This is a genomic window from Sphingomonas cavernae (genome assembly GCF_003590775.1).
Lineage (GTDB): Bacteria > Pseudomonadota > Alphaproteobacteria > Sphingomonadales > Sphingomonadaceae > Sphingobium_A > Sphingobium_A cavernae.
This window is the reverse complement of record NZ_QYUM01000003.1, coordinates 43,510-66,900: the sequence shown is the minus strand read 5'-3', so window position 1 is coordinate 66,900 and position 23,391 is coordinate 43,510. Positions and strand designations below refer to the sequence as shown.

The following is a 23,391-nucleotide window of genomic DNA, read 5'->3' as shown; positions in this document are numbered from 1 at the left end:
CATCGAGACCACAAGCAGCCTTCTACCCTTACGACGAACGAGGTCCGACAGAGTCGACATTGGCCGCCCAAATTTTTTTAAAGGTTGTTTTCACGCATTTCGCTCGCAGCATCGCCCGACGGCACAAAGGAGACGCATGATGATCTATGCCTTCGCCTTACTCATCGGCGTGATCGCCGGCCTTCGCGCGATGATGGCGCCCGCCGCGGTCAGCCTGGCCACGGCATATGGAGAACTCGACCTGACGGGCACACCGCTCGCCTTCATGGGATGGCGCTTCACGCCCTGGGTCTTCGCGGTGCTCGCGCTGATCGAGCTGGTGACCGATCAACTTCCCGCCACCCCCAGCCGCAAGGTGCCAGTGCAGTTCGGCGCGCGCATCCTGCTCGGCGGACTGAGCGGGGCGGCCATCGGCGCTTCGGGCGGCGTCCTTGTCGTGGGCCTTGCTTTGGGCGTCATCGGCGCGGTGATCGGAACTTATGGCGGCGCGGCACTGCGTGCGCGGCTCGCCGCAACCTTCGGCCGCGACCGTCCGGCAGCACTCATCGAGGATGCGGTCGCTATCGCGGGCGCGCTTGTCATCCTGGGGTGCCTGTCATGACCAACCAGTTCGATGCGATCATCATCGGCGCAGGTCAGGCCGGCCCGCCGCTCGCGGGTCGGTTGACAGGCGCAGGCATGAAGGTGGCGCTGGTCGAACGCAAGCTGTTCGGCGGGACATGCGTCAACACCGGATGCATGCCGACCAAGGCGCTCGTCGCCTGCGCCTATGCGGCGTATCTCGCGCGGCGCGGCGGCGATTACGGCGTAATGATCGGCGACATCGCGATCGACATGAAGCGTGTGCAGGGACGCGCCGAGACCGTCCGTACCAATGCGCGTACCAATGTCGAGAAATGGCTGCGCGGCATGGACGGCCTGACCGTGATCGAAGGCCATGCGCGCTTCGAGAGCGCGGACACGATTCGCGTTGGCGAAGAACTGCTGACCGCGCCGCGCATCTTCCTCAATGTCGGCGGGCGCGCGAACGTGCCCGACATGCCTGGCATCGGAGAGATCGACTATCTCACCAACACGTCGATCCTCGATCTCGACACCCTGCCCGAGCATCTGGTCGTCGTCGGGGGCAGTTATATCGGGCTCGAATTCGCACAGATGTATCGCCGCTTCGGCGCGCGGCTCACGATCGTCGAAAAGGGGCCCCGCCTGATCGCGCGTGAGGACGAGGACGTTTCCGACGCAATCCGCGCCATTCTCGAGGACGAGGGAATCGCGATCCGCACCAGGGCGGAATGCATCAGCTTTGCACAACGCGAAAACGGCATCGGGGTTGGCGTCGACTGCACGACGGGTGATCCGGAGGTGATCGGCAGCCATGTTATGCTCGCGATCGGGCGGGCGCCCAATACGCACGACCTCGGCCTCGACAAAACAGGCGTCGCAACCGACGCGCGCGGCTATATCACCGTCGACGACCGGTTGCAGACCAGCGTGCGAGGGATCTGGGCGATGGGCGACTGCAATGGCCGCGGCGCCTTTACCCACACCGCGTACAATGATTTCGAGATCATCGCCGCCAATCTGCTCGACGGTGAGGACCGCAAGCTCAGCGACCGCATTCTCGGCTATGCGCTCTACATCGATCCGCCGCTGGGCCGGGTGGGCATGACCGAAACCGAGGCGCGCGGCTCGGGGCGGCCGCTGCTCGTCTCGAAGCGCCCGATGACGAGCGTCGGCCGCGCGGTCGAGAAGGACGAAACCAAGGGCTTCATGAAGGTCGTGACCGATGCCGAGACCAGGCGGATACTGGGCGCGGCGATCCTTGGGACGGGCGGAGACGAGGCCATCCACGGCATTCTCGACACGATGAATCTCGACGCCGGCTATCGCGAACTCCAATGGGCGGTGCCGATCCATCCCACGGTTTCCGAACTCATTCCGACGCTGCTCGGCGACCTGAAACCGGCCGGCTGAACATTTTTCCTCTTCAGCGCCTCCGGACGCGAAGCATTCTTGCGCGTTCGCCTCTCCGGACATAGAGCCTGTTGCACTGCAACAGGAGGCCGGGCTGAAGATCGCGATCGTGGACGAAAGCCCTGCGCGCGCCGCCGTCATCGAGGAGGGCCTGCGCGAAGCAGGGCTTAGCGACATTTCGATTCTCGTCGAGCGTCGCGGCCTCGTCGCGCGGCTCGAGGGACTCGCGCCCGACGTCGTGCTCATCAACCTGGAGAATCCGGGCCGCGACATGCTCGAGGAAAGCTTCGCGCTGTCGCGCGCGCTTGCGCGGCCCATCGCGATGTTCGTCGACCAGTCGGACGAGCATTCCATTGCCGAAGCCGTCGATGCAGGGATTTCAGCCTATGTCGTCGACGGGCTTCGCAAGGACCGTATCAAGCCTATTCTCGAGCTGGCGGTCCGGCGCTTCAAGGCGTTTTCGCGGCTCCAGACCGAACTCGCCGAAGCGCAGTCGGCGCTCGCCGATCGCAAGGTCGTCGACCGGGCCAAGGCCGTGCTGATGAAACGGCGCGGGATAGACGAGCCGGCAGCCTACGCGCTTCTGCGGAAGCAGGCGATGGACAGTGGCCGGCGCATTGCGGAGATCGCGGAGGCGCTGGTGACCGCGGACGCATTGCTGGGAGGGGATTCATGAGCATCTTCAGGATCGGCTTCCTGCCGCTCGTCGACAGCGTTCTGCCCATCGTCGCGCACGAATTCGAGCTGGCGAAGGCCGAGGGCGTTTCGATCGAACTGGTCAAGGATCCGAGCTGGGCGACGGTGCGCGACCGGCTGATCTATGGCCAGACCGATGCGGCGCATCTGCTCGCGCCGCTCGCAATCGCGACCTCGCTTGGGCTCGACCGGCCCGCGGTGCCCCTCGGCGCGCCATTCATGCTTGGGCTCAACGGCAATGCGGTAACGGTGAGCCCGCGAATCGCCGCGCTGCTGGGTGAAGGCGCGGTGGACGACGTGGCGGCGACAGGACAGCGGCTCGCCGAGGTGGCCCGCGCCGAGGCCAAAGCTGGGCGCAAACTGCGCTTTGCGGTGGTCCACCGCTATTCAAGCCATAATTACATGCTGCGCTACTGGCTCGCCGCCTCGGGCTGCGACCCCGATCACGATGTCGAGATCGTCGTGGTGCCGCCCCCCTTCGTGGCCGAAGCGCTCGAAGTGGGTGAGATTGACGGATCCTGTGTCGGCGAGCCTTGGAACAGCGTCGCGGTCGAGCGCGGCGTCGGGGTGATCGTGGCTGCGACCGCGCGAATCTGGAGCCGCGGCGTCGAAAAGCTGCTCGCCTTCCGCCGCCAGACGCTTGATGAGCGCCGCGACGAGGTGGCGGCGTTGCTGCGCGCGCTGCACGCCGCGGGCAAGCTCGTCGCCGATCGCCAGCGCCGTGACGAGGTGGCCAAGGTCCTGGCCAAGCCTGCCTATATCGACCGCTCCGCCGAACTCATCGCGCGGGCGCTTTCGAACCGCATGGTGCTCGCCCAGGGCCAGGCGCCGACGGCCATCACGGATTTTCTCGTGCTCCACCGCGAAGCGGCCAATTTCCCGTGGCGGAGCCAGGCGATGTGGCTCTATTCGCAGATGGTCCGTTGGAACCACGCGCCGCTCGACAGCCAGGGTTTCGAGGCGGCGGCCGCGGTGTTCCGTCCCGACATCTATCGTGCCGCGCTCGCGGGCACCGACGCGATCCTGCCGACGGCCAGCGCCAAGGTGGAAGGCGCGATCGAACAGCCCTTGGGCGCCAGCTCGGTAAGCGGTCGCCTGATCCTCGGCCCCGACACCTTCTTCGACGGACGTCGCTTCGACCCGGACCGCGCCGAGGAGTATCTCGCCCAGGGCTAATCCCCTGATTGCAAAATGCTGCACCGCGCAAAAACCATCTTGCGCTGCAGCGCGAATCATGACAGCTTTCTGACATTCGGGCGACGAAGTCCGGATACGAAATAACAGGGAGCGTCCAATGGCGGACGCACCCTCGCGCGACACCCGCCATTGGATGCTCGCGACAGGCAACGACGCCGCCCGAACCGGTCCCGCACATGACCGCGCTTCGAGGCGGCTTTTTTCATGCCCGGACGACTGGCGCGCCTCACCGTGCTGCCGCCGTATCGGATTGCGGAGGATTGGGATGAACAAGGGATTCTGGGCCGCTGGCCACCGACCAACATTGTTCGCAGCGTTTCTCTATTTCGACCTCGCTTTCATGGTGTGGGTGCTGCTTGGGCCGCTGGCGCCCAGCATCGCGCAGGATCTCGGCCTGAACGCCGCCGAGAAGGGCTTCATGGTCGCGGTGCCGACGCTTGCGGGCGCGATCCTGCGGCTCGTCAACGGGCTGCTGGTCGACCGCATCGGCCCCAAGATGACCGGTGCAATCGGCCAGATCATCGTGATCGCCGGGCTCGGGACCGCGTGGGCGTTCGGCGTGACCAGCTTTGCCGGAACGATCGCGCTCGGCATCATCCTCGGCTTTGCCGGCGCGAGCTTCGCGGTGGCGCTGCCGCTTGCGAGCCGCTGGTATCCAGCGGAGCACCAGGGGACCGCGCTGGGCATTGCGGGCATGGGCAATTCGGGCACCGTACTCGCCGCGCTCTTCGCGCCGATTCTCGCCAAGCTGTTCGGCTGGAACGCCGTGCTCGGGCTCGCAGTGATCCCGCTCGCGATCACCTTCGTCGTCTATATGGTGCTGGCAAAGGATGCGCCCAATGCGCCCGCGCCCAAGCCATTCGCTTCCTATCTCGCACCGTTGAAGCATGCCGACGCGTGGTGGCTGATGTTCTTCTATTCGGTCACCTTTGGCGGCTTTGTCGGGCTCGCCGCCAGCTTGAGCATCTATTTCACCGATCAGTTCGGCCTGACCCCCGTCGTTGCAGGCTATTGCACCGCCGCCTGCGTGTTCGCTGGCTCGATGATCCGGCCCATGGGCGGCGCGCTTGCCGACCGGATCGGCGGCACCCGCACGCTTTCGCTGGTCTATGCTGTTGCCGCGGTCACGCTCGCGGCGATCAGCACCGGGCCGACGACCGTCGCGATGGCATTGGGGCTGTTCGTGGTCGCCATGCTGGCGCTGGGCGCGGGCAACGGCGCGGTCTTTCAGCTCGTACCGCAGCGCTTCCGCGACGAGATTGGCGTGATGACCGGGCTGGTCGGCTTTGCGGGCGGAGTCGGCGGTTTCTACCTCGCCTCCTCGCTCGGCCTGGCCAAGCAGCTCACCGGCAGCCCGCAATGGGGCTTCCTGATCTTCGCGGGACTGGCGCTCGCCGCACTCGCCAGCCTGACGCTGGTGAAGCAGAAGTGGCGCGCGACCTGGGGCGCGACGCTCGAGGGAGCGCGCATCTGATGCGCGCGCTTCCTCCCTTGCAGGTCCTCCCCGTCGGTTGCGCCGCCCCCGAAAATTCTGGCTCCAGCTCGATCATGTTTTGTGAGGAATGAGATGACCCACCCTATCAAGCGCGAGCATCTTGTCGTGATCGGCAACGGCATGGCAGGCTGCCGCGCGGTCGAGGAAATCCTCGCGCGCGATCCGGGCCGCTACCGGATCACGATCTTCGGCGCCGAACCGCGTGTGAACTACAATCGCATCATGCTCTCGCCACTGCTCGCCGGCGAGAAGAGCTTCGACGACATCGTGATCAACGACCGCGCGTGGTACGACGACAATGGTATCACGCTGGTCGCGGGGGATGCGATCGCCGCGATCGATCGCGAGGCGAATACGGTCACCACGGCGTCGGGCGTGCTCACATCCTATGACAAACTGCTAATCAGCACCGGCTCCGATCCTTTCATCATACCGGTGCCAGGCAAGGATCTGCCCGGCGTCGTCAGCTTCCGCGACATGGACGATGTCGACGCGATGCTGCGCGCGGCCGACGCCGGTGGCGACGCGGTCGTGATCGGCGGCGGCCTTCTCGGGCTTGAGGCGGCGCACGGGCTGACGCTCAGGGGCATGAAGGTCACCGTCATTCACCTGATGTCGACCTTGATGGAACGCCAGCTCGACGAAGCGGCGGGATGGCTTCTCAAATCGGCGCTCGAGGCGCGCGGGCAGACGATACTGACCGGCGCGGACACCGCCGAAATCGTTGGAGAGGGGAAGGTCGAGGGAGTCAGGCTCAAGGACGGACGCGAGATCCCGGCGAGCCTGGTGGTGATGGCAGTGGGCATCCGCCCGAACGTGAAGCTTGCAAGAGAGTCAGGGCTTTCGATCGGGCGGGGCATCCATGTGGATGATCATATGGTCACATCAGACCCCGACATCCTCGCCGTCGGCGAGTGCGTGGAACATGACGGTCAGGTCTATGGCCTGGTCGCTCCCTTGTGGGACATGTGCCGCGCGCTCGCCGACGGGATGACCGAACAGCCGACGGGCTATAAGGGCTCAGTCACCTCGACCAAATTGAAGGTTGCGGGGCTCGACGTCTTCTCGGCAGGCGATTTCTCAGGGAGTGACGGCGCCGAGGACATCGTGCTGCGCGACGCCTCGCGCGGCGTTTACAAGCGCGTGATCGTCAAGGACGACCGCATCGTCGGCGCGGTGCTCTATGGCGACACCGCCGACGGCAACTGGTATTTCGACCTGCTGAAGAGGGGCGAGGACATTGCGGAGATCCGCGACGCGCTCATCTTCGGTCAGGCTTTCGCCCAGGGAGGGGGCGCGGCGGACCCTAAGGCTGCCGTTGCGGCGCTTTCCGACGATGCGGAAATCTGCGGCTGCAACGGCGTCAGCAAGGGCAAGGTCGTCGCGGCGATCGAGGGCGGCGCGTGCACGCTCGATGCGGTGCGCACATGTTCAAAGGCTTCGGCGTCGTGCGGTTCCTGCACCGGGCTGGTCGAGACGCTGCTCGCGGTCACGCTCGGCGACGACTATTCGGGCGAGCGTGCGACGAAGACGATGTGCAAGTGCACCAGCTTCGGCCATGACGAAGTGCGCAAGCTCATCCTCGAGAAAGAGCTCAAGGCGATTCCGCAGGTGATGCAGGAGCTGCACTGGAGCACGCCCGATGGCTGCTCCTCCTGCCGCCCGGCGCTCAACTATTACCTGCTCTGCGCCTGGCCCGGAGATTATGTCGACGATCAGCAGAGCCGCTTCGTCAACGAGCGCATGCACGCCAACATCCAGAAGGACGGCACCTATTCGGTCGTGCCGCGCATGTGGGGCGGGCTCACCACCCCACAGGAACTCCGCGCGATCGCCGATGTCGTCGAGAAATACGACGCGCCGATGGTCAAGGTCACCGGCGGCCAGCGGCTCGACATCTTCGGGATCAAGAAGGAAGACTTGCCCGCGGTCTGGGCCGATCTGAATGCGGCAGGCATGGTTTCGGGCCATGCCTATGGCAAGGCGCTGCGCACCGTGAAGACGTGCGTGGGCTCCGAATGGTGTCGTTTCGGCACGCAGGATTCGACGGGACTTGGGGTCAAGCTGGAGCGCGGCTTCTGGGGAAGCTGGATGCCGCACAAGTTCAAGATGGCGGTCTCTGGCTGCCCGCGGAACTGCGCGGAGGCGACGATCAAGGACTTCGGCGTGGTCTGCGTGGACTCGGGCTATGAGCTCCATATCGGCGGCAATGGCGGCATCCATGTCCGCACGACCGATCTGCTCGTCAAGGTCGAGACCGAGGAGGAGGCGATGCATTACGCCGCCGCCTTCGTCCAGCTCTACCGTGAGGAGGCGCGCTATCTGGAACGCACGGCGCCTTGGATCGAGCGCGTCGGGCTGGCTTATGTGAAGGAGCGCCTCGTCGACGATGCGGCGCTGCGCGACGAGCTCGCCGCGCGCTTCTGGTGCAGCCAGCAGTTCATGCAGGATGATCCCTGGGCCGAACGTGCGGCGGGCGACGCGCGCGATCTTCTCCACCGGCCTTTGGCCGAAGTCCGCCCGATCAAGACGCTGGAAGGAGCAGAGACATGACCGGTGATTGGCTCGACGTCGGCGCACTCGAAGACATTCCGCTGCGCGGCGCACGCACCGTCCCTGTCGAAGGCGGCGACGAGATCGCGGTCTTCCGTACCGGCGCGAACCGCGTCTATGCGCTTGTCAACAAGTGCCCGCACAAGAAGGGACCGCTCAGCCAGGGCATCGTCCACGGCGACAGCGTCGCCTGCCCGCTGCACAACTGGGTGATCTCGCTGTCCACGGGCGAAGCGCAGGGCGCCGATGTCGGCTGCACGCCGACGATCCCCGTGCAGGTGCTGAGCGGGCGGGTGATGATCTGCCGTGAAAGCACATTGAGGCAGGCGGCGTAATGGTTCGGTTTCCAGCCCCGTTCGTGTCGAACGAAGTCGAGACACGTTTGGCGCTGACGTCCCTCGACTTCGCTCGGGACGAACGGAAGTTTCGGCGATGAACCCAATCCGCACCACCTGCGCCTATTGCGGTGTCGGCTGCGGGATCTCTGCGACGCGGACGGGCGAGCGCCAGATCGAGATCAGAGGTGATCCCGATCACCCCGCCAATGCCGGCCGGCTCTGCTCAAAGGGCACACATCTGGGTGAGACCGTCAGCCTGGAAGGGCGCCTGCTCCATCCTGAGATCGGCGGCAAGCCAGCGAGCTGGGGCAAGGCGCTGGACCACGTCGCGCGCCGCTTTTCGGAAACGATCGCACGCCACGGACCCGACAGCGTCGCCTTCTACGTCTCAGGGCAGTTGCTCACCGAAGATTATTACGTCGCCAACAAGCTGATGAAGGGCTTCGTCGGCTCGGCGAATATCGACACCAATTCGCGCCTGTGCATGTCGAGCGCGGTCGCGGGGCATATCCGCGGTTTTGGCGAGGACATTGTGCCCGCCAGCTATGAGGATCTCGATCAGGCCGACCTGTTCGTCCTGATCGGCTCCAACACCGCATGGTGCCACCCGATCGTCTATCAGCGCATCCAGGCCGCCCGCGCGGCACGCGGTGCGAAGCTCGTGGTGATCGATCCGCGCCGGACCGAGACCTGCGAGGATGCCGATCTCCACCTCGCGCTCAGGCCCGGCACCGACGTCGCGCTGATGAACGGGCTGCTCGCGCATTGCAGACGCGGCGGACTGGTCGACGAGGCCTTTATCGACGCCAGCGTCAACGTCCCCGAGGGATTCTGGGATACGCTTGATGAGGGCAATGACCTCTGGTCGGTGGCGAAGACCTGCGATATCGCGCCCGCCGATCTCCAGCGCTTCTTCGATCTGTTCGCCGCGCATCCGCGCACGATCACGCTGTTCAGCCAGGGCATCAACCAGTCGCTGCGCGGCACCGATCAGGTCAACGCGATCCTCAACGTCCATCTCGCGACGGGCCGGATCGCCAGGCCCGGCGCGGCCCCCTTCTCGATCACCGGACAACCCAATGCGATGGGCGGGCGCGAGGTCGGCGGCCTCGCCTCCACGCTCGCCGCGCACATGGATTTCGCGCCCGACAATGTGGCGCGCGTCGCGCGCTTCTGGGGTGTGAAGACCGTTGCCGCCAAACCCGGCCTCAAAGCGGTCGACCTGTTCCGCAGCATCCGTGAGGGTCGCATCAAGGCGCTCTGGGTGATGGCGACCAACCCTGCGGTCAGCCTGCCCGACGCTGCTATGGTCCGCGAGGCGCTTTCCGCCTGTCCTTTCGTCGTAGTCTCCGACTGCATCTCCGAAACCGATACCAGCCGCTACGCGCATGTGAAGCTGCCCGCGGCGGGCTGGGGCGAGAAAGACGGCACCGTCACCAACTCCGATCGCACGATCAGCCGCCAGCGCCCGCTTTTCGCCCGCCCCGGCGAGGTCAGGGCGGATTGGTGGATCATCACCGAAGTCGGCCGCCGCATGGGCTGGAAAACCGCCTTTTCCTATGAACGCCCTGCCGACATCTATCGCGAACACGCACGCCTTTCGGCCTATCAGAATGGGGGCAAGCGCCTGTTCGACATCGGCCAGCATGCCGCGATCGGCAATGCGGCTTATGACGCGATGGAGCCCTGGCGCTGGGGCGGCACACCCTTCGCTGATGGCCGCTTCCCGACCGCTGACGGCAAGGCGCGGCTGGTGAACGTCGAGCAGGGGCCGATCGCGCCGTCGCTCAAGGACTGGCCGATGACGCTCAACACGGGGCGCTATCGCGACCAATGGCACACCATGACGCGCACCGGCCTGTCACCAAAGCTCGCGCGCCACCGTCAGGAGCCGCTGATCGAGATCCATCCCGAGGACGCGGCGGAACTGGGCATCGTCGAGGGCGATCTCGCGCGCGTTTCGACCGCGCAGGGCGCAAGCATCTACCGCGCGGCTTTTGCCGATGGCCAGCGTCGCGGCGAAGTGTTCGCACCGATCCACTGGACCGACCAGCAATCCACGGGGGGGCGCACCGGACTGCTCCCCCGCCCCCTCGTCGATCCGCATTCGGGTCAGCCCGGTTTCAAGTCGACCCCGGTGCGCGTCGAGCCATTCCCGGTCGAATGGCGTGGCTTCCTCGTCGCGCACGAGGTGCCGACACAGATTGACGCCGCTTATGCGACCCGCGTCCGCGTTCCCCAGGGCTGGCTCGTCGAGTTTTCGGGCAATGGCGACCCGGCCGCGCTCGCCAGGACGCTCCTGCCCAAGGGCGAACGCATCGAGGCCTCCGACGCGGCGCGCGGCCAGATGCGGGTCGCCGTGCTCGATCATGGCCGACTCAAGGCCGCGCTTTACATTTCGCGCACCGGCAGCCTGCCGCAGCGCGACTGGCTGATCGGCCAGCTCGAGGCCGCCGAGGCAGAGTCCGCAATGGCGCTGCTCGCCGGTCGTCCCGCAAAGCCCGCGCCCGATCGCGGCCCGATCGTCTGCGTCTGCTTCGATGTCGGCATGAAGCAGATCATGGCCGCGATCACCGATCAGGCGCTGACCAGTGTCGAGGCGGTTGGCGCCGCGCTGTCCGCCGGCACTAACTGCGGATCGTGCCGCCCCGCGATCCAGCGGTTGATCGTGGAGACGAAGGAGGTGGCCAATGGCTGACGACCTGATCGCATCCGGCGAGGTCTGGCTGGTCGGCGCTGGCCCCGGCGATCCCGACTTGCTGACGCGCAAGGCCGAAAGGCTGATCCGTGCCGCGAGCATTGTCTTTTACGACGCACTGGTCGGCCCCGGCGTGCTTGCGCTTGTGCCCGATCATGTGCGCCTCGTTCCGGTCGGCAAGCGATCGGGGCGCCATTCGAAGGATCAGGCGACGATCAACGATCTGCTGGTGAAGGCAGCGCTCGATGGCGAATGTGTTGTTCGGCTGAAGGGCGGCGATCCCTCGATCTTCGGCCGCTCCACCGAGGAGATGGCGCGGCTTGCCGAGCACGGCATCAGCGTGCGGATATGTCCGGGCATCACCGCGGCGAGCGCGGCCGCTGCCAGCGCGGGCATTTCGCTGACACTGCGCGGGCTGGCGCGCCGTCTGCAGTTCGTCACTGCGCATCTGCGGGCTGGCGAACCGCTGTCGCTCGACTGGCCGGCGCTCGCCGATCCCGACGCCACACTCGCCATCTATATGGGCCGGTCAGCGGCGCGCGACCTCTCCGATCAGTTGATGGCGCATGGCCTCGCGCCCGACACGCCCGTGCTGATCGCGGCCAATGTCAGCCTTCCCGACGAGCAATTGCTGCACACAAGGCTCGACCTGTTGCCGTTCGCTGCGATGGCAACGCTGCCCGACGCGCCCGCATTGCTCCTGATCGGCCAGGCGGTCGCGGCCATCTGCGTTCAGAAGCGTTCCCGCCGGGCTGGAGAATCCCGGAGCAACTTCGAGGTTCACAAGGCTGGCCGCGATGCACGGTACTGCCGTCCAACCGAATAGACACCGTCAAAACCCGTGCGGACGCCTGAATTGAGAACGATCCCGCGTGGCGATACCGGCTCGCGAACCGGCATTTCATAGCGTTTGCAACCTTCTGGCGTGCCGCCATTGGCCGGTCGGCAGCCCCAGAACGCACCGCCAGGCCGGGCAAAGGCGAAGCTCAGCGTCCGCTCGGCGGGTAAGAGTTGCGCGGCCGAGGCGAACGGAGGCGTTTGGGATGTCCATCCCGTCTTGTCCGCATGGCCGATGCCGGTGAACGCGATAACGAGGCTCCCCCGCGTCGCGTTTCGCGCCTGGATTAGAGCGTCCGCCATCGCCTGTTCACGCCGCGCCGACGTGCCCGGCTCCGGCAACATGTCGAAAGCGATAACCCGAACCGAATGATGTTCGCCAATGCGTCGTATGGACTCGAGCAGATCCAGGATCGCTGTCGTCGTACGCCCACCTTCCTCGCGCCAGCCAGGCGCCGCCAGCAACGCGGTCCTTGCCGCCGCCGTTCCGCGAGACGCCATGAAGACGTCTATAGCCGATTGATCCGAAGGCGTCAGCTCAATGCCGACCACGAGCGGCCGTCGGGTCATTGCGGCGTTGCAGACCGCGTCGCCGAACAGGGCGGGCATGTCTATGGTTCCATGATATTCGCCGAACAAAATGAAATCGAGGTCGGGTTTGGCGATCACCGACTCGATTCCCGGCAGCGGCGCGCAAGAAAGGCGCTTCTGCGCCGGCGCCGGCGCCGGCACGCTGAACGCAACCAGCGCAATTGCAAGCAACCAACGCATCAGAACGGCTCCCACGCCATTGCGATCTTAGCAAGTTCTTGGGGCAGCTTTGGACCAAGGCCGGGAAACGCCGCGGCGCGTGTCGCCCTGCGCAGATAGTCTACGAACCATTCGCCGTCTGGCAGCCGCACATCGGTTGCGCTGGTCATCGGCACTTCGGCCAGAGGATTGAGGTCGGTCTCCGCGGCATCGGCGACGAGCTCGATCATGAAGCCCGCCGCGCTGCCATTGTCCTCCACATGCGCCTCATAGTCGTCGGCAAGCATGGCCGGCGGCATGACGACGAGCGGCTGAGCCAACGTTCTGGTCGCATCGACGGTTGGCGATCTTCCGGTGAAGTCCGCCCACCCCACGATACGCCAGAAGCTACCCAAGGCGAGCGGGGCGGGTCCCGCCATGCGCTCAAACCGATCGAGCTGGTCGACGTACAAACCGGGATCGCCCAGCGCGGAAACACGCAACGACTCGCGCGGCGCGTCATTGCTGTTGCAGGGCAGTTGCGCGGACCCCAAGGTCTGATCGAGCGACGCCAGTAGCTGCGCGGTCGTTGCGGGGTCGAGCCCAAGGTTGCGCACGGTTTCCTCCGCCGCCCGCCGCGTGGCCGAAATCGCTTCGTCGGCGCTGAGCGGCTGCGGTGCGCTCGACAAAAACGCATAACCGGTCGCGTGCAACCCCGCCTCGATCCGCTGGAGATTGGCGCGTACGCGCCGCATCGTCGCATCGGCGACCTGCCTTGCATCGCTCAGTATGTCAGCCTCTAGGGCCCGATTCCCCAGCGCGCGCAGTTCCACCCAGACCGCTTCATGCTCGCCCGCCTCATAGCGCGCCAGATAGGTCATCTGGTTCCCTCCCCTTACCTAATGAAAAGGGGCCAGACGCACGCGGCGCCGGCCCCAGTTCATCATCGACAGTTCACGATCAAAAATCGATCGTGACGCCTCCGTTCAGATTGTGCCGCGTGTTGGAACCCAGTTCCGCGGCATACCCCACATTGAGGCGCACGCCCTTGGCGAGATCGGCGCCGAAGCCCGCACCGAGGCGGCCCACCGTCCGGTCGCGCTCGACCCCGGAGACGGTGAGCGGACCACCGACATTGGTGTCGGCGAAGCGCCCGCTGACGGTGACGTCATTGCCGCTCAGCATGTGACGGACGCCCAGCTCCACATAAGGCTTGATTCCGCCGACATCGTTTAGGCTGAAGGCGAGGCCCGCATCCGCAGACCATGCGTTCTTCTTGCCGCCCTCGACAACCAGCGCAAAGGGATTGTCGGTCTCGGTCACGCCGTCGCGCTTGCCCTCGACATAGGTCAGCCCGACGCGCGGGGTCAGTGCGCCGACGCCCAGATCGACCTCGTAATCCGCCGCTAGGTCGACCACGAGCCCGCCAAGGTCGTAGCTGGTCTTGATCGTGCTCGCACCCACCGCGAGGTTGCGCGCGGTCTTCGCCTCAGAGGTGTCATAGGCGACGAGCGCGTGGAGCCCGATACCCGAGACATTGGCGTCCGCGAACACACCGGCGACGAAGCCGTTGGTGTCGGTGGTCGCATTCAGCGTGGTCAGCCGCTGATCCGACGCGATGTTGCCGATGAAGCCGCCGATCTGGCTACCCTCGCCAAAGCCGTAGCCGATACCGCCGAGAATGCCGGTGCTCTTCACGTCGGATGCCGAAGCGCCCGTCGTGCGGTCGCCCTGCATGTTGTTCCACTGCGCCAGCCCTTGGGCGAAGCCGAACAGGCCGGTTCCCGATGGCGTCGTGTAGCGCATGTTGCGGAGCGAGTCGGAGAGCGTCAGGCCATTGTCGATCGCCACCTGGCTCGCCGAGGCATAGGCTTCGGGCGTGAGCTGGGCAAAAGCCGGGCCATTGGAACGGCCCTGCGCATCGACCAGCGTCGGCAGCGCCGCAGTGAAGGCAGCGATCTTCTGCCCCGCCGTCAGCACCTCATTGGCATAGGCGATCGAGGCCTGGGTGTTGGTCGGGAACGCGGCATCGTTGGCAAACTCGCCGACGAGCTGGATGCGGTTTCCGCGCTGGGCGACGAAGCCGAATACGCTGGCCGACTTGTTGATCGTCGTGAAGCGACCGGTGATGCCGCCATTGGCGACCACCAGATCCACCCCGCCGCCCGGCGCCGCGGTCAGCGCGCCGGTGATGTCGATCGTCGTGCCCGTCGCGATGTTGAGCGTACCCGAGATGTTGAGCAGGTCGCGCGGACCGTTCGTCATCTCGAGCAGCAGGTTCGAGCCCGTGGCGAAGGCGACATTGCCGTTGACCGTCATCGTGCCCGGCGAAGCGCCCGGCGACAGCGTGCCGCGCACGTCGATATTGGCGTTGACCGTTCCCGCGGAACCGAACGTCGCGCTCTGGCCGACGATGATGGTGTTGGCCGAGCTGATCGTCGTGCCCGCCTGACCGATCAGGCGTCCGCCGGAGACCAAGACGGTCTGGTAATTGGCGTTGCCCGTCAGCGAAAGCACGCCGCCCGAGACCGTCAGATTCTCGAAGGCGTCGAAGCCCGTACCGTTCCACGAAACCGGCGCTGCGACGGTGCCCGCGGTGTTGAACTCGAGCGTATCGGTGCCCGCGCCGCCCGTCCGCGTGCCGGTGACGGAATTGAGTGCGGCCACGACCAACCGGTCATCACCCGCGCCGAGATCGACATTGCCCGCGATCGAACCGCGAACGTCAAGGATGTTGGCGGCGTCATTGCCCGTGACCGGCGCCGTGAGCGTTGCCCCGCCGACAACGGTCATCCGCCCACCGTTAAAGGCGACGCTGTCGAACGTGGCGTTGGCGTCCACGCGCAGTTCGCCCGCCCCGCCCGATTCGAGCTCTTCGAAGCCGGTGAAGTTGAGCGAGCCGAGCTGGCGCACCTCGTTCGCCGCCTGGTTGAGCACGAGGCGATCGGTGCCGTCACCACCATTGACCGGACCGGCGATCGTCGCTCCTGCGTTCAGCGTCAAGATGTTGTTGGCGCCGTCGAAGGTCGTGCTGCCGGTGATCAGCGAACCGCCCGCGGCGATCGACAGATTGCCGCCATTGATCGCGACGGTCTGGTAGGTGGCCGCGCCTCCGATGCTGAGCGTGCCCGGGCCGTTGGCGACGAGATCCTCGAAGCCCAGCACCTGCGGACTGAGCGTGCTGGTGCCGCCCGCCACGGTGTTGACCGTCAGCAGATCGTCACCCGCGCCACCATTGACGGTGCCGAGGATTGAGGCGCCCGCATCGAGGATCAGGCTGTTGTCCGATCCGTCGAAGTTGACCGTCTGCCCCGCGGCGATCGTTCCGCCCAGCGTCAGCGGCGAGGCGCCGGCGACGTTGACCGTCTCGAAATTGGCAAGGCCACCGGTGATCGACGAAGCGGCCGTCAGCGCAAGGTTGAGCGTATCCGAACCCGCGCCGCCATCGAGCGCACCCGAGAGCGCACCCGCCAGGCTCATCGACAGGCTGTCGTTGCCGCCGCCGAGATTTACGCCGCCCGTCAGTGCCACGTTGAGCACCACATCCTGATCGGTGTCGTCGCCGTTGATCTGGCCGATCGTGTGGCCGGGGGTCGCGCCGGGGTTGAGCGTCAGGTCAGCACCGCCATTCAGCGTGATGACGTCGAAGCTCTGGTTCATGTCCAGCGTGAGGCGATGATTGCCCGTCACGTCGAGCGATTCGAAGCTGATGACGTTGGGCAGATTGCTCGAATTCTGCGTGAGCTGGAAGGCGATGGTGTCCGAACCGTCGCCGCCGTCGATCGTGCCGTTGACCGTGCCGCCCGCCAGCACGACGCGGTCGTTGCCCGCGCCCATCTGGAGGTTGCCGTCGATCAGGCCGCCCTGCGAGAGCGTCACGACATCCGCGCCGCCACCCATGTCGACCGCACCGCCGACGGTGCCCGAAACCTGAAGCGTCTCGACCGCATCCGAGCCCTGGAGAACCGTTGCGCCCTGCGCATCGAACGTCGTACCCGCCGCGACGCTGATGTTGGAGCCGGCGATGCCGAGCGTCGCCTGATCGGTGGTGCCACGGATCGCTACGGTGCCCTGCCCGCGCTGGCTCAACGTCTCAAAGCCGCGGAACTGGTCGAAGTTGACCGAGCCGGTGCCCGAGAGATCGACGAGCAGCGTGTCGACGCCGTCATTGCCATAAGCCGTGCCGGTGAAGGTCGAGGCGGCGGCATAGACGAAGGTGTCGTCGCCCGTGCCCATGCGCAGATCGCCGGTGAGCGTGCCGAAATTCTCGAACACGTCATTGCCCTTGCCCAGATCGACATTGCCGATGATCTGGCCGCCCGCGAGGTTGCGGATGCGATCGGTCGTATCGATCGTCTGGATGCCGCCCGCGACCACGCGGTCTCCGGAAGCAGAACTGTTGAGTCCATCCAGATTGGCCGCGCCAGCGCTGGCATAGAGCCCGCCCTGAATCACGGTGTCCGCGCCGCCGCGGATCGTGCCCGCATTGTTCATCTCGAACAGGCGGAGGTCGACGTCTGCCACGCCGTATCCGCTGCCATACCCGCTTTCGGTGTCGCCAGAGACAATCACCGCCGACGAACCCGCGCCCGTCGCTTCGATGATGCCGCCCGCATTGTTGTCGATGCGGACGATGCCCTTGTCGCCCGAGATGTCGACGCTCACCGCCGAGGCCAGATAATAGCTGTCGCCGTCCTCGACGCCGCCGCCATTGGCGCGGATCGTACCGGTATTGGTGACCTGTACCGCAACCGCGGGCGCGAGATCGTCGTCGCACTCCTCGGCAGTGGGGGGTACGGGCGTGCCGTCGCCGCGCGAGTCGATCGCCAGCGCCGAACCTCCCGCACCCGTTGCCTGGATCGTCCCGCCATTGGTCAGATCGAGGCGATCACGGACCCGCAGGTTTGCGCCCGTGCCATAGCGACCTGACGCCGATATAGCGCCCGTGTTGGAAAGTCGCGCCAGTCCATCCCTGGAATCGACGAATACCGCATAGCCTTGTTCGCCCGTCGAATTGATCTGGCCAGCATTGGCGAAATTCAAATTCTCACCGTTCAGGCCAGTCCCTTCGACATCGATATAGACGGTTTCCCAATCCGCCTCGCTGGTCGTCATCGTCCCCGTATTGTTGAAGACGAGCCGCTCAGTGTCGCTATAGGTATAGGCAGCGAATGCAGACCTTGTCGCGTTGATCGTTCCCGAATTAGTAAAGCTGGCGACGCCGTAATCGGCGTACACGCCGTACCCGTTGCTGTTGATCGTCGCGCGGTTGTCGAAACTCAGTCCCGAGAGGCCGCCCTCTATTGCGGTGATCTCAACCGCATATACATTGTCGGATCCGCTGGTGAAGTCGATATTCGCGGTGTTGATCACCGTACCGTCGCCGAACAGGCGCAGCCCCTTGGTCTGCGTGGCGGCGGACGTCAACGTGACCTCGGTCCCGTCGCCCAGCGCCTCGACGCCGTGCAGTTCGAAATCGGCGGGCATCACGTTCGTCGCCAGATCGAACGCGGCGTCCGCCGTGAACGAACGGCCATAGGCGTCTGCGCCGTCGCCCCCCGTCAGCGTGCCGGTGACGCCCGCCGCAGCGCCGTCGCGCATCAGGAAATTGTCGTCGTTGCCGCCTAGATCGAGATCGCCGTTCAACGTACCGCCCGACGCGATATAGGTATCGTTACCCTCGTTCAGCAGCACATCGCCGTTGATCCTGCCCGCATTGTCCACGGTTTGCGAACCGCCATCACCGACAATTGCGGCGCCGCTGATGCCGACAATGGCATTCGTTGCCCCGGTGATGATGCCCTGCGCACCGTTCCTGACGTAGAACTCTCCGCCGGTGATCGCATTGCCGTATTGACTGATAATCTCACCGTCATTGACGATGCGTGCGCCACTCGAGGCCACGATGGCATGGCCAAGCATATTGACGAGGCCAAAGCCGACATCGGCTATGCGTTCGTTGGTGAAGCTGCCGCCGTTCAGTCTGACACCAGTCGAGATGTCGTCGACTGTCGGGAACTGGTTTTGGTCTTCGTAGATGTCGCCACGGTTGACGATGTTGCTGCCGGTGGCCTCGATCGCGGTCGCATTATACTGCGCGCTTGGCGTGTAGACGCGAATACGCGCCCGATCATTGATCAGGACGTCGGTGCCGAAACCCGTGCGCAGGCCGGTGCCGCCGGCAATGCTGATCTCCGCATTATTATTATTGGCAAGCTCGACGCGGCCCGCATGGTAGGCGTCGACCGTGTAATCGGCAAAACCACCCGAAACCGACTGGTTGATGACGAGATTCACGCGGCGGTCGGTCCCCTCGAACCATTCCCCGGTGCCGCCTTCTTCGACGACGATCGCGGAAATGTCGGTGCCGCCCGTGCTGATGTCGGCGTCGACAAACACCGTGCCGTCGCCCGCCACCTGCAACGTCTGGCTGTTGAGCGTTTGCTCGTCGCCCGACGCGCTGAGCGGACCGTTGAGCGTCAACACCGTGTTCTGGCCCGCGGCTTCGTAGACCAGTCCGCCTTCAAAGCCCGCAACGGGGGCGCTCACGATGTTCGCGGTCTGCGTGGCTCCCGCGCGGAGCCAGAGTTGGTCATTGCCTTCACCCGGATCAATCGTGCCGGTGACGATGCCGCTGGTGTTCAGGTCGCCCGTGCGGTTGACGCGGCTGATGTCGACGACCAGCTTGTCGTCGCCGTCATTGAGGTAAACGCCGCCCTGAACGGTGCTGCCTTCGGCCAGCCAGAGAACATCGTTCGCGATGTCACTACCAGCCCCCAGCGAAACCTCGCCCACAATCTGCCCCTTGTTGGCAACCTTCACACCAATGTGAGCTCCGGAAGCATCGACCGCCTTCCCCCCAGCGACCGCGACGCTCCCACCCACTTCATTTACAAAGGTGCTCTCTGCTCCAAGGCCAACGGCATGATTAAGTCCAATTCCGCGAGATTCTATTGTACCGCGATTGACGAGAAAACCGCCATTGCCGACGTCCACTGCAATGTCATCCGCAATAATCCTGCCACCGATATCATTGAGATGTTCCCCAAAGTTCAGCCTGACCGCGTCACCATTTCCTGTCTGATCTATGGTGCCAGAATTCCTGAATTGGCCGGACACGTCGAGCAAAACGCCGTTGCCGGTCTCGTTCCCGGTGATCGTTCCGCGATTGTCGAAATCGCCGAACAAATCGAGGCCGACCCCATAGCTTCCCGCGAGGTTAATCGCGCCTTCGTTGGTGAAGCTTTCGACATAGCCGTCGATCAGGGAAGAGGCACCAGTACCCGTCAGGGTGATCGTGCCGCGATTGACGAACGCCAGGCCGAAATCGCCATCAAGATCGTCTTCGAAACGTGAATCGAGCGTGATCGCTGCGCCGGTAGTCGAATCGGCGGTAGCGGTGAAGTTCGCAAGATTGATCACCGTGCCTTCGCCGGAGACCGAAAGGCGGTTCGTGTAATCCGCCGCAGCAATCGTCGCAGTTACGTCGCAGCCGCACAGATCGAGGCCATAGCGCTCGAAGCCCGTGGGCATCGCGCCGAACTGGACGGTGCCCGTCGCGGTCATGCGGACGCCGAAAATGTCTTCGCCATCGCCACCGTCGATCGTGCCGCTGACCCCGCCGGCGACAACATCACCCCGGCCCTCAAAGTAGAAGGCGTCGTCGCCGTCGCCCATGTTGACGCCGCCGGTCACGGTGCCGCCGATCCGCTGGTAGAACAGGTCGTCGGTAGCGTTCAGGAAGGTCACATCGCCCACGATCGCGCCGGCATTCTCGATGACGTTGTCATCGCCCGCCGCAAAGCCGGCCGCCAGCGTGGGCACGTATCCCACCACTATCGCCGGACCGCTTGCAGCACGGATGGTGCCGCCCGCCTTGTTGACGATGTTCGCGCTGCGCGAGCGAATGGCAGGATTCGCACCGGTCGCCTCGATCACGCCCGAATTCTTGATTTCGGCGTAGCTTGCGTTGATCGTACCGTCCGCGCTGTCGCCCCTGACGGTGCCGCTGTTGACCAGCGTGACGCCCTCTGCGGCCAGCGCCGAACCCGAGCGGCCATCGATCGTCCCGGCATTGACGGCATCGATGCTCTGCGCGTGGACACCGCCCGCGACCGTCGCCCCTGCGCGATTCGTCAACTGCACCGAGCCGTTGTTGTTCGCGATCGCCAGCGTATCCCCTTCAAGAGCGCCCGAATTGTCGACTTCCACTTGCGACCCGCTGTCCGATCCACGAACGCCGTAACCGCCCGACACCGTGCCAGCGCGCCCGATAACGATCTTCATTGCAGGCGTGGCCGCCTCGATCGCGGCTCCCGTCTCGGACAGTACCGAACCGTTGACGACCAGCTTGCCGTTTTCGTTGAAGGTGAACGCCGTCCCATCGGCAGCGCTCGCAGATACTGTGGCGCTCGCGGCGACCGTCGTCACCTGATCTTCGACGCTCGACACATAATCCTGCGTCGTTCCCGTGCAGACTACCCCGCCATCGGGCGCGCTCACGCATTCGGCGCGCGCGGGCGCTGCGGAAAGCGCGATCGCGGCCGTCGCTGCGCCGAGCAAAAGGCCCGAACGGGTGAAACGGCGATGGAACGCGCTGCGCGCGGCAGTCGCAACAGGGGCGTCGACACTGAACATGAAACTTCCTCCAAAAAACTGCGGCTAAAAGAGCGGGACGACGAGCGAACCCCCTGATCCATCGTCACCGAAGCCCGGGGCAGGTGCCATTTTTTATGTTTATTTTCCAATGATTTAACTTCACATCTCTGTGAAGTTACGCGCCATTTCCGTAGTGTTTCGGGGGCTTCTGTGCCCGCGACCGGGCTGGTCTTCGCGACCCGAAGTCGAGCGCAGCGAGCACCTCCTCGGCGACGTCCCCGGCAGCGATTTCAGGACCATAGCCGGCATATTGCGTACCCAGGCGTCGTGCAGCGGCGCGACATCCGGCGCCGGACGCCAGCCGCTCGAGCGAGGCGCGGATCGTCGTCGCGTCGGCGCGCCCCGACTGGGACTGCGCCACGCCTGCCTGTTGCAGCCGATACGTGACGAGCAGTGATTCGAGCGTGTCGGGGAAATGGAGCTGCGGAATTCCCGCGCGCAGCGCCATGCAGCTCGCGCCGTGCCCGCCGCGTCCGACGAACAGATCGGCCTGCCGCGCCACCGCGACAATATCGACCGGGTCGGCCGTAAAATGGATGTTGGGCGCGAGCGGTGTTTGTGGCGCCTGTGCGGCATGCCAGATAACAGGCCAGCCGAGCGCGCCGAGCGCCGCGGCGAGATTGCGGCCGGCGGGCCGGTCGAAACGCACATAGACCAGCGCGCGCGGACCTTCACCCTGCGGCCATTCGGGTTGCGCGGTCGCCTTCAATCCCGCCAGCGGCCCGTGATAGCGCACGCCCGGATGCGCGCCGAAATGGTCGAGCTCGGGCCAGGTGAGCGCGATCGCGGGCGCGCCGCGCAGCAGGTCGGAAAGGCCGTCGAGCGGGCGGGCGCCGAATGCCCTGCAGACCTCACGCACGACGCCATCGGCAACCCCGGCGGAGAACGCGATGTCGGCCGCGTCATGCTCCACCCACGGCAGCAACGGCGTTGCCGCATGCGCGGCAAGCGGCGCGGTGAAGCTGGGCCCGACGCGTACCGCCGGAATGCCCGCGACATGCGCGGCGAGGAGCGAGATCGGCGCATGCTCGATCAGCAGTGCGTCGGGCGCGATCGTCTCGAAGAGCGCGAGCCAGGCGCGGACGAGCGCCAGCGCGCTGCGCGGATCGACATAGCCCGCCTCGGCGATCACCTGCGCATAGGTGATGGTCTCCGTCCGCGCGACGGGCTGCGTGAAGATCGGCGCCTGGACGATCCCGCTATAAGGCGTGTCGGGATAGCGCGCTGCCAGCAGCGGATCGCGCGCGGCGAAAAATGTGGCGTGGCCGCGTCCGGCCAGCGCCGATGCCACGGGCGCGATGTTCGCGACATGCCCATAGCCCAGGCCGAGCTCCCACGTCGCGAGGATGCGCGCCATCACTTTCTTCCCCGGCGCCCGCGCCGATGGAGACGCCTTCGCTCAATCCTTGGCGACAGGCGCGGCCGCAGCGGCGTTTTCAGGCAGCCCGCCAAGCTGGCGGACAAGATTGGTGAACGCATCAAGATAGGCGAGCGTGACAACCTGGCCCAGCTCGGTGTTCGCATAGCTGCTGCCGCCAAAGCCGCCGCCAAAGCCGTCGAAATAGCCCGTGCCGCCGCCAAAGCCGATATCGGTCTTCTTGGCGAAGCCCTCGACCACGCGCTCCTGCTCGGTGGTGCGCGCATTGACCAGCGCCAGCGTGACGTTGGCCTCTTTCTTCTTGATGTTGACGGAGCCAAGCAGCCCCCCAATCATGCCCGCCTTGCCGCCGAGCAGGCCACCGAGGCTGCCGAGACCGCCCCCCAGCCCGCCGCCGCCGGAATTGCCGTTCTGCGTCACAATATCGGGCACGATGAAATAGTCGGCCGCCTTGATCTGCGCCTTGCCGAGATTCGAGCCGCGCTGCAATTCGCCATCTCGCGCGAGATCGCGTTCGGCCTGTGCGATCGAAAGCCCCTTGTTGCGGTCGACGATGCCGAAGCAGCCCGATTTCGCGGCAAACAGCTTGATGATCGCTTCAGGCGATGACAGGCCGTACTGGCCCCATTGCGGCGCGTCCGGCTCGACGATTGCAATCGTCCCGAGCTTCCTGGCGCAGACCGGGATCTCCGCGGTCTTCTTCACCTGCGCCTTGCGCGCCTTTGACTGGGCGACGGCGGGATTGGCTGGGAGTCCCAGCGCAAAAACCGTCGTTGCGATGAAGATAACACCCGATCGGAAACGGTTCCTGGCAACCATTCGTTTCATATAACAACCC

The 23,391-nt window shown here is 65.3% G+C and carries 14 protein-coding genes; 9 read left to right on the top strand and 5 right to left on the bottom strand.

The features are described 5' to 3' along the window. Positions 1-136 precede the first annotated feature (136 nt). The 9 genes from D3876_RS08015 to cobA all read left to right on the top strand — a co-directional run bounded on the left by D3876_RS08015 (position 137) and on the right by cobA (position 11,777). Positions 137-601: a DUF4126 domain-containing protein gene (locus tag D3876_RS08015; protein ID WP_238475300.1), complete on the top strand. Its 465-nt coding sequence runs from the start codon at positions 137-139 to the stop codon at positions 599-601. After that, a complete protein-coding gene (locus D3876_RS08010; RefSeq protein WP_119761249.1) occupies positions 598-1,974 on the top strand; it encodes an FAD-containing oxidoreductase in 1,377 nt (458 codons plus the stop codon). Before D3876_RS08015 ends, D3876_RS08010 begins: the two co-directional genes overlap by 4 nt. A gap of 94 nt (positions 1,975-2,068) precedes the next feature. Next, entirely contained in the window at positions 2,069-2,650 is a 582-nt protein-coding gene (locus D3876_RS08005; RefSeq protein WP_119761247.1) for an ANTAR domain-containing response regulator, read from the top strand. After that, positions 2,647-3,846, top strand: coding sequence for an ABC transporter substrate-binding protein (locus D3876_RS08000; RefSeq protein WP_119761246.1), 1,200 nt, complete (start codon positions 2,647-2,649; stop codon positions 3,844-3,846). The genes D3876_RS08005 and D3876_RS08000 overlap by 4 nt, the downstream gene beginning before the upstream one ends. Positions 3,847-4,132: 286 nt before the next feature. Beyond that, positions 4,133-5,341: a nitrate/nitrite transporter gene (locus D3876_RS07995; protein WP_119761244.1), complete on the top strand. Its 1,209-nt coding sequence runs from the start codon at positions 4,133-4,135 to the stop codon at positions 5,339-5,341. A 93-nt stretch (positions 5,342-5,434) separates the two neighbouring features. Beyond that, positions 5,435-7,915: a nitrite reductase large subunit NirB gene (gene nirB / locus D3876_RS07990; protein WP_119761242.1), complete on the top strand. Its 2,481-nt coding sequence runs from the start codon at positions 5,435-5,437 to the stop codon at positions 7,913-7,915. Then, on the top strand, positions 7,912-8,250 hold the full coding sequence (gene nirD / locus D3876_RS07985) for a nitrite reductase small subunit NirD (RefSeq protein WP_119761240.1): 339 nt from the start codon (positions 7,912-7,914) through the stop codon (positions 8,248-8,250). Before nirB ends, nirD begins: the two co-directional genes overlap by 4 nt. Before the next feature lie 97 nt (positions 8,251-8,347). Further along, positions 8,348-10,951: a nitrate reductase gene (locus D3876_RS07980; protein WP_119761239.1), complete on the top strand. Its 2,604-nt coding sequence runs from the start codon at positions 8,348-8,350 to the stop codon at positions 10,949-10,951. Continuing rightward, the gene (gene cobA / locus D3876_RS07975; protein ID WP_119761237.1) at positions 10,944-11,777 is read left to right on the top strand and encodes a uroporphyrinogen-III C-methyltransferase; all 834 of its coding nucleotides are present in this window, start codon (positions 10,944-10,946) and stop codon (positions 11,775-11,777) included. The genes D3876_RS07980 and cobA overlap by 8 nt, the downstream gene beginning before the upstream one ends. Here the strand turns inward: cobA and D3876_RS07970 are convergent. From D3876_RS07970 to D3876_RS07950, 5 genes are all read right to left on the bottom strand, one after another. After that, on the bottom strand, positions 11,732-12,559 hold the full coding sequence (locus D3876_RS07970) for a zinc-binding metallopeptidase family protein (RefSeq protein WP_119761235.1): 828 nt from the start codon (positions 12,557-12,559) through the stop codon (positions 11,732-11,734). The genes cobA and D3876_RS07970 overlap by 46 nt on opposite strands. After that, a complete protein-coding gene (locus D3876_RS07965; RefSeq protein WP_119761233.1) occupies positions 12,559-13,398 on the bottom strand; it encodes a hypothetical protein in 840 nt (279 codons plus the stop codon). Before D3876_RS07965 ends, D3876_RS07970 begins: the two co-directional genes overlap by 1 nt. A 79-nt stretch (positions 13,399-13,477) precedes the next feature. Beyond that, positions 13,478-21,154, bottom strand: coding sequence for an autotransporter outer membrane beta-barrel domain-containing protein (locus tag D3876_RS07960; protein ID WP_119761232.1), 7,677 nt, complete (start codon positions 21,152-21,154; stop codon positions 13,478-13,480). Positions 21,155-21,290: 136 nt separating this feature from the next. Next, on the bottom strand, positions 21,291-22,532 hold the full coding sequence (locus tag D3876_RS07955; protein ID WP_119761230.1) for a nucleotide disphospho-sugar-binding domain-containing protein: 1,242 nt from the start codon (positions 22,530-22,532) through the stop codon (positions 21,291-21,293). Between the two features lie 42 nt (positions 22,533-22,574). Next, positions 22,575-23,381 carry a CsgG/HfaB family protein gene (locus tag D3876_RS07950; protein WP_420801946.1) on the bottom strand — a complete coding sequence of 269 codons (807 nt, stop codon included), beginning with the start codon at positions 23,379-23,381 and terminating at the stop codon, positions 22,575-22,577. Positions 23,382-23,391: the final 10 nt, after the last annotated feature.

What these genes read in the sequence shown, in the direction of transcription:
- D3876_RS07955 (WP_119761230.1), bottom strand. Translation starts at nt 22,532, where the DNA reads ATGGCGCGCATCCTCGCGACGTGGGAGCTCGGCCTGGGCTATGGGCAT.
- D3876_RS08010 (WP_119761249.1), top strand. Translation starts at nt 598, where the DNA reads ATGACCAACCAGTTCGATGCGATCATCATCGGCGCAGGTCAGGCCGGC.
- D3876_RS07995 (WP_119761244.1), top strand. Translation starts at nt 4,133, where the DNA reads ATGAACAAGGGATTCTGGGCCGCTGGCCACCGACCAACATTGTTCGCA.
- D3876_RS07950 (WP_420801946.1), bottom strand. Translation starts at nt 23,381, where the DNA reads ATGAAACGAATGGTTGCCAGGAACCGTTTCCGATCGGGTGTTATCTTC.
- D3876_RS08000 (WP_119761246.1), top strand. Translation starts at nt 2,647, where the DNA reads ATGAGCATCTTCAGGATCGGCTTCCTGCCGCTCGTCGACAGCGTTCTG.
- D3876_RS08015 (WP_238475300.1), top strand. Translation starts at nt 137, where the DNA reads ATGATGATCTATGCCTTCGCCTTACTCATCGGCGTGATCGCCGGCCTT.
- cobA (WP_119761237.1), top strand. Translation starts at nt 10,944, where the DNA reads ATGGCTGACGACCTGATCGCATCCGGCGAGGTCTGGCTGGTCGGCGCT.
- D3876_RS07960 (WP_119761232.1), bottom strand. Translation starts at nt 21,154, where the DNA reads ATGTTCAGTGTCGACGCCCCTGTTGCGACTGCCGCGCGCAGCGCGTTC.
- D3876_RS07980 (WP_119761239.1), top strand. Translation starts at nt 8,348, where the DNA reads ATGAACCCAATCCGCACCACCTGCGCCTATTGCGGTGTCGGCTGCGGG.
- nirB (WP_119761242.1), top strand. Translation starts at nt 5,435, where the DNA reads ATGACCCACCCTATCAAGCGCGAGCATCTTGTCGTGATCGGCAACGGC.
- D3876_RS07965 (WP_119761233.1), bottom strand. Translation starts at nt 13,398, where the DNA reads ATGACCTATCTGGCGCGCTATGAGGCGGGCGAGCATGAAGCGGTCTGG.
- D3876_RS07970 (WP_119761235.1), bottom strand. Translation starts at nt 12,559, where the DNA reads ATGCGTTGGTTGCTTGCAATTGCGCTGGTTGCGTTCAGCGTGCCGGCG.
- nirD (WP_119761240.1), top strand. Translation starts at nt 7,912, where the DNA reads ATGACCGGTGATTGGCTCGACGTCGGCGCACTCGAAGACATTCCGCTG.